The following is a 2253-nucleotide window of genomic DNA, read 5'->3' as shown; positions in this document are numbered from 1 at the left end:
ATCAGCGCGGCGGCCCACCCCGGCAGGACCAGGGCGAGGGCGAGGCCCACGGCCAGCGCGACGGCCGCGCCCGCGTACAGGGCGGCGGCGCCGGAACCGGCGTACAGGGCGGCCCTGCGGCGCTGCCCCCGCGCCTGCTCGCGCAGTTCGTCGCGCACGGTCTCACGGGCCACCTGTGCCAGCTCGTCGACCAGGTGCTTGTCCAGATGCTCCAAGTGCTCCAAGCGCTGCATGGCCGCCGGGTACCCGGGCCCGGGGCCGCGTAACGCCCGTGGGCACGGGGCGCGGAGACCGTCCGCGCCGGGGCCCTGGCCGCGGTCGTCCCAACTAGGCTCGTCCCCATGGAGATTCTGGGTGCCACACTGCGTGTCTGCGTCGACGACATCGAGACCGCCATCCCCTTCTACGAACGGCTGGCGGGCGGCAGGGCCCTCCGGTTCGAGCGGGGCGGCGTCCAGGTCGCCGCGGTCGGCTGCTTCCTGCTGATGAGCGGTCCCGCGGCCGAACTGGACGTGCTGCGCAGGGTCGCCGCGACCATCGCGGTCAAGGACGTCGAGGAGACCGGCCGGGTGCTCGCGGAGATGGGCGCCGACATCCTCGCGGGCCCGCTCCCCACCCCCGTGGGCCGCAACCTCATCGCCCGGCACCCGGACGGGGCGGTCTACGAGTACGCGGACCGCCACTCCTGACGCGCCCGGTCCCGGCGCGGGGAACCGGGCACGGGGCCGGGTGTCAACGGCCCGCCGTCATCTCGCTGGTGAGCGCCCAGCGTTGGTGGTCGCGCCAGGCGCCGTCGATGAAGAGCATCTTCGGCGAGAAGCCCTCCAGGCGGAAACCGCAGGCGCGGGCGAGGGCGATGGAGGCGGCGTTGCCGGGCTGTACGTTGATCTCCAGGCGGTGCAGCCGCATCGGACCGAAGGCGTACCGCACCACGAGGTGCAGGCCCTCGCGCATCAGTCCGCGCCCGGCCGCGTGCGCGAAGGCGCCGTAGCCCAGCGCACCGCACAGGAAGCCGCCCTCGACGATGTTGTTGATGTTGATGAACCCGGCGAGGGCGCCGTCCGCCTCCTTCTCGCAGACCAGGAACCCCGCCTTGGTGGGATCCTCGATCAGCCGCCCCGCGTACGCGGCGTACGCGCCCTGGCTGTCCGGCGGGAACAGCCAGGGGTGGTGGAGGTCCTTGCTCTCCCGGGCGCGGGCGGTGAATTCGGCGCCGTCCGCGTGAGTGAAGTGACGGAGCCCCACGCGGCGGCCTTCGGCGAGGTAGCGGGAAGCGGTGTGCGGCACCCCGCCACCCTACGACGGGCCCGCGCGCGGCGCGGGCCGGTCAGCTCAGTGCCGGTTCGTCCAGGGTCAGGGTGCCCGCGTCGGCGTCGAGTGCGGCCGCGACGCCGAAGGGGACGGTGAGCGCGTCGGCGCAGTGCCCGAACCCGAACTGTTCGGCCACCGGCACCCCCAGGCCGCCGAGCCGGTCGGCGAGCAGCGCCCGCACGCCGTCGTACGGCTCGCACCCGGCCCAGGAGCCGAGCAGCAGGCCCGAGATCCCGTCCAGCCAACCGGCCCGCAGGAGCTGGGTGAGGTAGCGGTCGATCCGGTAGGTCTCCTCCCCCACGTCCTCCAGGCACAGCAGTCCGCCGCGCGCGGAGGGTCTGGCGTGCGGGGTGCCGAGGTCGGCGGCGAGCAGCGAGAGGCAGCCGCCGAGGGTGATCCCGCGCGCCCGTCCGGGGACGAGCGCGGTGCCGTCGGAACGGATGGTGCGGACCGTTTCGGGGGCGAGGAGGGTCGCCCTGAGGTGCTCCTGCGCCCGCGCGCTCTTCACGAAGTCGATGCCCGCGACCATCGGCCCGTGCAGGGTGACCAGGCCGAGCCGGACCGCGAACGCCTCGTGCAGCGCGGTGATGTCGCTGAACCCGACGAACACCTTCGGCCCGGCGGCCCGCATCGCCTCCCAGTCGAGCAGGTCGACCATGCGCTGTACGCCGTAGCCGCCGCGGGCGCAGATCACCGCGTCGACGGCCGGGTCGCACCAGGCGGACTGCAGATCGGCGGCCCGGTCGGCGTCGCCGCCCGCGAGGTAGCCGAACTCGCCGTGCCGGTCCAGGACGTGACGGCCCACCACGGGGTCGAGGTCCCAGCCGCGCAGCACGTCGAGCCCGGCCTGGAGCCGCTCCTCGGGCACCGGACCGCTGGGCGCGACCACGGCCACCCGGGCGCCGGGGGCGAGGCGGGCGGGCCGCCGCCGTGCCCCGACCC

At 75.0% G+C, this 2253-nt stretch carries 3 protein-coding genes and 1 pseudogene; 1 reads left to right on the top strand and 3 read right to left on the bottom strand.

The genetic code is table 11. From position 1 onward, the window contains the following. Positions 1-233: pseudogene (locus B7767_RS36205) on the bottom strand (hypothetical protein); the annotation flags it as partial. A gap of 108 nt (positions 234-341) precedes the next feature. Between B7767_RS36205 and B7767_RS36200 the strand changes: the two are divergent. Continuing rightward, positions 342-689 carry a VOC family protein gene (locus tag B7767_RS36200; RefSeq protein ID WP_085575734.1) on the top strand — a complete coding sequence of 116 codons (348 nt, stop codon included), beginning with the start codon at positions 342-344 and terminating at the stop codon, positions 687-689. Positions 690-732: 43 nt separating this feature from the next. Here B7767_RS36200 and B7767_RS36195 read toward each other — a convergent pair whose 3' ends face one another. Next, complete coding sequence (locus B7767_RS36195; RefSeq protein ID WP_085575733.1) at positions 733-1287, bottom strand: GNAT family N-acetyltransferase; 555 nt, start codon at positions 1285-1287, stop codon at positions 733-735. A gap of 40 nt (positions 1288-1327) precedes the next feature. Then, positions 1328-2253: LD-carboxypeptidase (locus tag B7767_RS36190; RefSeq protein ID WP_256923690.1), on the bottom strand; the 926-nt coding region annotated here is incomplete at its 5' end.

Source organism: Streptomyces sp. 13-12-16, assembly GCF_002114215.1.
Taxonomy (GTDB): domain Bacteria; phylum Actinomycetota; class Actinomycetes; order Streptomycetales; family Streptomycetaceae; genus Streptomyces.
This window is presented reverse-complemented; position numbering and strand designations above follow the sequence as displayed.

Bases quoted from the DNA above. Each gene is read 5' to 3' on its own strand.
- B7767_RS36200 (WP_085575734.1), top strand. From the start codon at position 342: ATGGAGATTCTGGGTGCCACACTGCGTGTCTGCGTCGACGACATCGAG.